This window comes from Nitrosomonas sp. Nm51 (genome assembly GCF_900111165.1).
Lineage (GTDB): Bacteria > Pseudomonadota > Gammaproteobacteria > Burkholderiales > Nitrosomonadaceae > Nitrosomonas.
In genome coordinates, this window is record NZ_FOGH01000082.1 from 1 (window position 1) to 6,271 (window position 6,271).

General features: G+C 49.8%; 6 protein-coding genes. 2 read left to right on the forward strand and 4 right to left on the reverse strand.

What is annotated here, in order from left to right:
* Positions 1-77 precede the first annotated feature (77 nt).
* Positions 78-431, forward strand: coding sequence for a hypothetical protein (locus tag BMY60_RS15890; protein WP_090334561.1), 354 nt, complete (start codon positions 78-80; stop codon positions 429-431).
* A 50-nt stretch (positions 432-481) separates the two neighbouring features.
* Here BMY60_RS15890 and BMY60_RS14405 read toward each other — a convergent pair whose 3' ends face one another.
* Positions 482-1,651, reverse strand: a complete 1,170-nt coding sequence (locus BMY60_RS14405; RefSeq protein WP_090334563.1) for an ATP-binding protein — start codon at positions 1,649-1,651, stop codon at positions 482-484.
* Positions 1,652-1,976: 325 nt separating this feature from the next.
* Between BMY60_RS14405 and BMY60_RS14410 the strand changes: the two genes are divergently transcribed.
* Positions 1,977-2,492 (forward strand): antirestriction protein ArdA, encoded by a 516-nt coding sequence (locus tag BMY60_RS14410; protein ID WP_090334564.1) that lies wholly within the window; start codon positions 1,977-1,979, stop codon positions 2,490-2,492.
* A gap of 250 nt (positions 2,493-2,742) precedes the next feature.
* Here BMY60_RS14410 and BMY60_RS16085 read toward each other — a convergent pair whose 3' ends face one another.
* The 3 genes from BMY60_RS16085 to BMY60_RS14425 form a co-directional block, all read right to left on the reverse strand.
* Positions 2,743-2,949, reverse strand: a complete 207-nt coding sequence (locus tag BMY60_RS16085; RefSeq protein WP_090334566.1) for a hypothetical protein — start codon at positions 2,947-2,949, stop codon at positions 2,743-2,745.
* 18 nt (positions 2,950-2,967) lie between these two features.
* Positions 2,968-3,600 (reverse strand): relaxase/mobilization nuclease domain-containing protein, encoded by a 633-nt coding sequence (locus BMY60_RS14420; RefSeq protein WP_177166696.1) that lies wholly within the window; start codon positions 3,598-3,600, stop codon positions 2,968-2,970.
* 200 nt (positions 3,601-3,800) lie between these two features.
* Positions 3,801-6,014 carry a copper-transporting P-type ATPase gene (locus BMY60_RS14425; protein WP_090334569.1) on the reverse strand — a complete coding sequence of 738 codons (2,214 nt, stop codon included), beginning with the start codon at positions 6,012-6,014 and terminating at the stop codon, positions 3,801-3,803.
* Between the last annotated feature and the right edge of the window lie 257 nt (positions 6,015-6,271).

A 6,271-nucleotide genomic window follows, 5' to 3' on the forward strand; every position in this document is an offset into this window, starting at 1 on the left:
AATTTGTAACGAACAACTGAACACAAAGCATCAGCAGGAGGCAAAATACCAACTCAGTCTGGTCGACTTATCCACAGATGCGTAGTATCCTGCGCTCTGTTTTACCCTGGTCAAATTTCAACCGTAATGGGTGGTCAATTTTAAACCGGTATCAACATGCGTGGGCAGTTATACAAAAATCTGCTGATTATGTTTCTTCAATGCATAGAGTTACTTTGGGCAAACCTGGTTTTGACGAATCTTCTAAAAAGAAAGTATTGGCTGCTAGCAACATTAGCTTGATAGAGCACTCCGTTTTCATTGAGGGAATGCTACGCTTGTTATCTGGTGCGATAGATGCAAAACAGTTCCTTGAATGGTTGGTAACACCCGGTCTCGTTGAAACGGAGCGTTTGGGAGGACGTAGATCCTATGAAATTATTCCACGATAGAATATTAATTCACCGGAATAAGACTAAGAACGCGTAAACTTGTATCTGCATTATTTTGCCAACTCCTTCGCCAGCTCATATAAACCAATGACCTGTGTTTCTTCCGTCACCGGGTAACGGTCTTTCCCCGAATACACGACAAAGCTGCGATCCGGCTGTATATCTTCAAGTGCATTATGAAAGCCTTTTACAAGTTTAGGAGTAAGGCCACTCTTGATTTCAAGTGTCCATATTTTGCTGCCGGGTAATTCCAGTATTAAATCGATTTCAGCGCCAGCAGAAGTACGATAAAAACTGGCTTTCGTTTGTGGTGGTGCAACAGATAGTAGGTTTTCGATCACAAACCCTTCCCAGCTTGCCCCGAATACCGGATGACCCGAGAGCTGGTTATAATCCGAAAGCCCTAGCAAGGCATGCATGATGCCGCTATCACGCACATAAACACGCGGGGCCTTGACCAAACGTTTTTTTGTATTGGCATGAAACGGCTGTAAACGTCTGACCAGCAGCAGATCGGCCAGCAAGTCTATGTAATTGCTAACGGTGGGAGCCGAGGTAGACAGGCTGCCAGCCAGTTTGGATGCATTCAGGCATTGCCCTTGGCTGTGAGCCAGCATAACCCAAAGACGCTCAAGGGTTTCCGCCGGGATGCGCGGCCCGAATTGCGGCACATCCCGTTCCAAATAGGTGCGGATAAAATTGCGCCGGTAGGCGTAACTGTCTTCGTCACTGTCTGCTAGGTAGCTATCGGGAAAACCGCCGCGCACCCAAAGCTTTGTGGGATCAGGGTTATTCTTAGAACCCGTTTCCAGCACATTTAAAGGCTCCATATCGATATATTCAATCCGTCCGGCCAGTGTTTCCCCAGATTGACGAAGCAAATCAATGGAAGCTGACCCTAAAATAAGGAACCTGCCGGTCTTCAAGCCTTTCCGCCTGCCTTGGTCAATCAAGCCGCGCAAGGTTTGGAAGATTTCGGGCATCCGGTGAATTTCATCGAGGATAACCAGCTTGTCTTCATTATGTGTGAGAAACATACTGGCGTTGCTAAGCTTTTCCCGATCTGACATAGATTCAAGATCAAGATATACGGCGTCCCTTTCTTCGGCGATATCAAGCGCCAATGTGGTTTTTCCAACTTGGCGCGGCCCGATAAGGGCTACAGCGGCTTGCCGTTTCAAAGCTTGTATGACGGTTTGATAGATATTGCGCTTTATCATCCTTGCATATTAAAATCTATAATTTTAATATGCAAGGAAAAATTCTGCAAATCACGCCGTAATGCCCATCTATTGTGAACCGATAAATCGGTTCATTTTGTTATTACTTCCCCCCGCTGGGGATTAATCAATTTAACACGGAACCTGCCTCCACCAAGTCATCCCCCGATCTTCCGCGCTTCGCTTGTGCAGACGCGGGTGGCTCCCCCTGACTTGGATGCACCAGAACCCGTGTTTTTGCTCGTTTTACTCGCTTTTCCTTTCGGGGTTTTCAACCCCAGCAGGGGTTGTTTTTTTAAACCCTTAATAAAGCGAGGAAAGAGCAATGAGTAATGAAATCAGAATTTATGTGGCAGATTTGGCAGCGTACAATAATGGCAAACTTCACGGCGTTTGGATCAACGCCACCGACGATCTGGACGATATTTGGAAGCAAGTGAATCAAATGCTGGCCAAAAGCCCCGAAGGTTTCGCGGAGGAATACGCGATACATGATCATGAAGGTTTTGACGGCTATTCTTTAGGCGAATATGAAGGGCTTGAAACCGCGCATGAAATCGCCTGCTTTATCGAAGAATATCCGGATTTTGGCGGAAAATTGCTGAACAATTTCGGCGGCGATCTGGAGGAGGCCAGAACAGCGGCAGAGGAAAATTATTGCGGCTGCTACAAATCACTGGCTGATTTTGCGCAAGAGCTGACCGAGGAGACCACGCAGATTCCTGAAAATCTGGCGTACTATATCGACTATGAGCGTATGGGCCGGGATATGGAATTAAGCGGTGATATCTTCACCATCGAAACAGCCTTCGAAGAAGAACATATATTCTGGAATCACTAAAAACCTAGGTGCTGTCGGCTTGGGGCTGGCAGCGCTTTTTTTTGAGGGGTGATAATTCGCGCTGCCAAAATCTTGCGCTTTCGTCGGCGGGGTGGAACAAGCCGTTTTAAAACCGGCCTGTTTAAAGTGCGCCCTTCAAGGCGGCCAGTCCGGGCCGCGCTGACGAGGCTGCGGGCGGCTGTGGTTTTGTTCCCGGCGTTGAGCTTCGAGTTGTTCAAGACGCTGTTCACGCATGGCTTGGTACTGCGACTTATCGTGTTTCAAGCTGGTTAAAAATTAGCGCGTCTCGTTCCCGCTGCTGGCATGTCTTGACGTGATATGCATCTGTTTCAATACGCTTCACAATATTTTTACGTTTGCCTGTAATCCAGTCAAACAACCCGCGAACGCCTTTGTTTAACTGCTTATTCCATTCTTGCTGTTTCTTTTGCCAGTCTAAGCTTTGAGCATCCTCCAATCTTTGTCTTTCCTCCCGCTACTGGCGCGTCATTGCTTGGCGCTTTTCTTCTAATGCTGCCATGCGGGCGCCGATTGCAGCGCTTTGTCCCTGGAATAATGCAGCGAGCCGCGTAGCCATATCACTGGCAATCTGCGCTCTCGCCTCATCAACAGATGGAAGTATTTTTTCATCGGTTAATCGTTCGCGCACTTCCTTTGCTTTAATGCCGATCCACTTGGATACAGCAAATACTTCCCCCCGGTGATCCACCGCGACGAACCCGCGCCTGTCACCACGGGCCAATACATAACCATGTTCCAAAAACAGCTCACGGGACAAAATATTCAGCTTACGTTTGGTAAAAGAAAGCTGCACCGCCTTCATTTCTGCCGTATTGATCCGTGACCAAACGACATGGCAATGCCTGCGCACGTTTTTTTCGTGGAAGACGATAGCGCGAGGCTGGCCGTTCAAACCAAGTCTTTCTTCGGCTTGCTCTACGGCTTTTTCAAAGATTTGCGTCGAAACATTTTCATCTTTGGGCGGGTTAAGACTTAAGGAAAACAAAAATTGTTTGCAGCGCGTGGCTTTGCTGATCGCATAGGCTTCATTCAGCGCAGCCATAGAGATTGCGCGAGGCAAACCCACGCACCTCATGGACATCGACATGCTCATTCTCTTCTTTGAGAAGGTGCAAATACACCTGATGCTGCATTCACAAAAAACTGCTGCGTTTTTTATCACGCAGATACATTGCCCTAACAACACAAACGTAGAAATCTGCCACAAAAACGGGCTGCCGTTGATGAAACCGGTATTAAACAGCCTGAAGCGCTTATCGGCAATTCAGGAGGATAATCCGGCCCCTGTCACAATTTCATCAGCCGTAACCGCAGGGCATTTCCTATTACGCTGACCGAGGACAGCGACATCGCTGCTGCAGCGATGACAGGCGAAAGTAAAACACCAAACAACGGATACAAGGCACCGGCGGCAATCGGCACGCCTGCAGAATTGTACACAAACGCGAAAAACAGGTTTTGCCGGATATTGCGCATAGTGACTACAGACAGGTTACGGGCACGTACTATGCCTATCAGGTCGCCTTTGAGCAGTGTTACTCCCGCGCTTTCCATGGCCACATCCGTGCCGGTGCCCATGGCTATGCCTACATCGGCTGCAGCTAACGCAGGCGCATCATTGGTGCCGTCGCCGGCCATGGCAACAACACGCCCTGCAGCACGCAGCTCTTTAACAATCTTGCCCTTATCCTCCGGCAGAACTTCGGCCTTTACTTCTTCAATACCCAGTGTTTTGGCCACAGCTTCAGCGGTACGGCGATTGTCGCCGGTAAGCATGACAATATGGATACCCTGTTTCTGAAGCTTTCCGATCGCATCCGGTGTTGTTTCCTTGATCGGGTCAGCAATAGCCAAAAGACCTGCAATTTGACCGTTCACGGCAATAAAAATTACTGTTGCGCCATCGGAACGCAGGTCATCGGCTTGACCGGACACGGAAGAAACATTGACGGCATGTTCTTCCATCAGCATTACATTACCAAGCGCGATATTCTGTCCTTTGACTTTTCCAATCACGCCCTTGCCGGTTGGTGAATCGAAATCTCTCATATCCTCTAAACCCAGGCCCTTTTGCCTGGCTGCACTGACTATGGCATGAGCCAGAGGGTGCTCACTGCCTTGCTCCAGCGATGCGGCCAGTACCAAAAGCTCATCAGAGGAAAACTCTGCAGCAGGAATAATTCTTGTTACCGTCGGACTTCCCTTTGTCAATGTTCCGGTTTTGTCGATAACCAGCGTATCAACCTTTTCCATACGCTCCAGTGCTTCCGCGTTCTTTATCAGAACGCCGGCTTGCGCGCCTTTACCAACTCCCACCATAATCGACATGGGCGTGGCCAGTCCCAGCGCACAGGGGCAGGCGATAATCAAAACGCTGACAGCGGCGATCAGCGCATAACTGAAGGCGGGTGATGGCCCGTATATGCTCCAGACCAGAAAAGCCAGCACAGCCACCAGTATCACGGCCGGAACAAACCATGACGCGACGACATCGGCCAGTCTCTGGATTGGCGCGCGGCTGCGTTGCGCTTCGGCAACCATATGAACAATTTGCGAGAGCATGGTGTCTTTACCGACATGCTCGGTTTTCATGATAAAACTGCCGGTCTGATTCATGGTTCCGCCGATCACGTTGCTGTCCTGCTCTTTTTTGACAGGCATCGATTCGCCGGTAACCATGGATTCATCGACAGCACTCCGGCCTTCGGTGACTATGCCATCCAGCGGTACTTTTTCTCCCGGACGCACACGCAGCAGATCGCCCACCTGGATTTGATCCAGCGGCACATCTTCATCGCCGCTATTTTCCGTAATCCTGCGCGCTGTTTTCGGCGCGAGATCAAGCAGCGCGCGGATAGCTCCGCCTGTCTGCTCGCGCGCCTTAAGTTCCAGAACCTGTCCGAGCAGCACAAGCACCGTAATTACCGCCGATGCTTCGAAATAGACCGCAACAACGCCATCCTGCCGGAATGCTTCAGGAAAAATGCCAGGCACCAGTGTTGCCACTATGCTGTATAGCCAGGCCACGCCCGTACCCATGGCTATCAGCGTAAACATATTCAGATTGCGGCTTTTCAGTGAAGCCCAGCCGCGCTCAAAAAACGGCTTTCCGGCCCAAAGCACGACAGGCGTGGCCAGTACAAGCTGCATCCAGTTGGAAAGCGTTCCGTCAATATAATGACGCAGATTGAACATATGACTACCCATTTCCAGGGTAAAAACCGGTAACGTCAGAACCAGCCCAATCCAGAACCGCCTGCGCATATCGGTGAGCTCGGGGTTTTCACCTTCTTCACCGGTCATCGTCTCCGGTTCGAGCGCCATTCCGCAAACCGGGCAGTTTCCCGGCCCGTTTTGCCGGATCTCCGGATGCATGGGGCAGGTGTAGACCGCATTTGTCTTAGCAGATTGAGAAACATCAGCGGATTTTTCCGCATGAATCGGGTTATGGCCGCAGCTTGCGCGCGCTTCACGGCCTTGCTCGGATTTTTTTTGTTCCATCGTTTATGTTCCTTCAAAAAGGATTTTCATTGTGGAAAAGCTAACCAAATATTGCTCCAGTACACCGGGGTGGAAGGTGCCGTGGAGCGGTCACGCATTTTTTGTGACCGGTCGCACGCTAACGCGACCCACCGAACTGATTAGGACCCGGATTGCTTCCATACTAAAGTTTCACGCTTTTTTGGAAGTGGCGATCTAATTTCATTGATTTTTTGTGATCAGCGATTTTCTTTTGGGTAAGAAGGCAGTCCCGATAT

What these genes read in the sequence shown, in the direction of transcription:
- BMY60_RS14410 (WP_090334564.1), top strand. Translation starts at nt 1,977, where the DNA reads ATGAGTAATGAAATCAGAATTTATGTGGCAGATTTGGCAGCGTACAAT.
- BMY60_RS14405 (WP_090334563.1), bottom strand. Translation starts at nt 1,651, where the DNA reads ATGATAAAGCGCAATATCTATCAAACCGTCATACAAGCTTTGAAACGG.
- BMY60_RS14425 (WP_090334569.1), bottom strand. Translation starts at nt 6,014, where the DNA reads ATGGAACAAAAAAAATCCGAGCAAGGCCGTGAAGCGCGCGCAAGCTGC.
- BMY60_RS14420 (WP_177166696.1), bottom strand. Translation starts at nt 3,600, where the DNA reads ATGTCGATGTCCATGAGGTGCGTGGGTTTGCCTCGCGCAATCTCTATG.
- BMY60_RS15890 (WP_090334561.1), top strand. Translation starts at nt 78, where the DNA reads ATGCGTAGTATCCTGCGCTCTGTTTTACCCTGGTCAAATTTCAACCGT.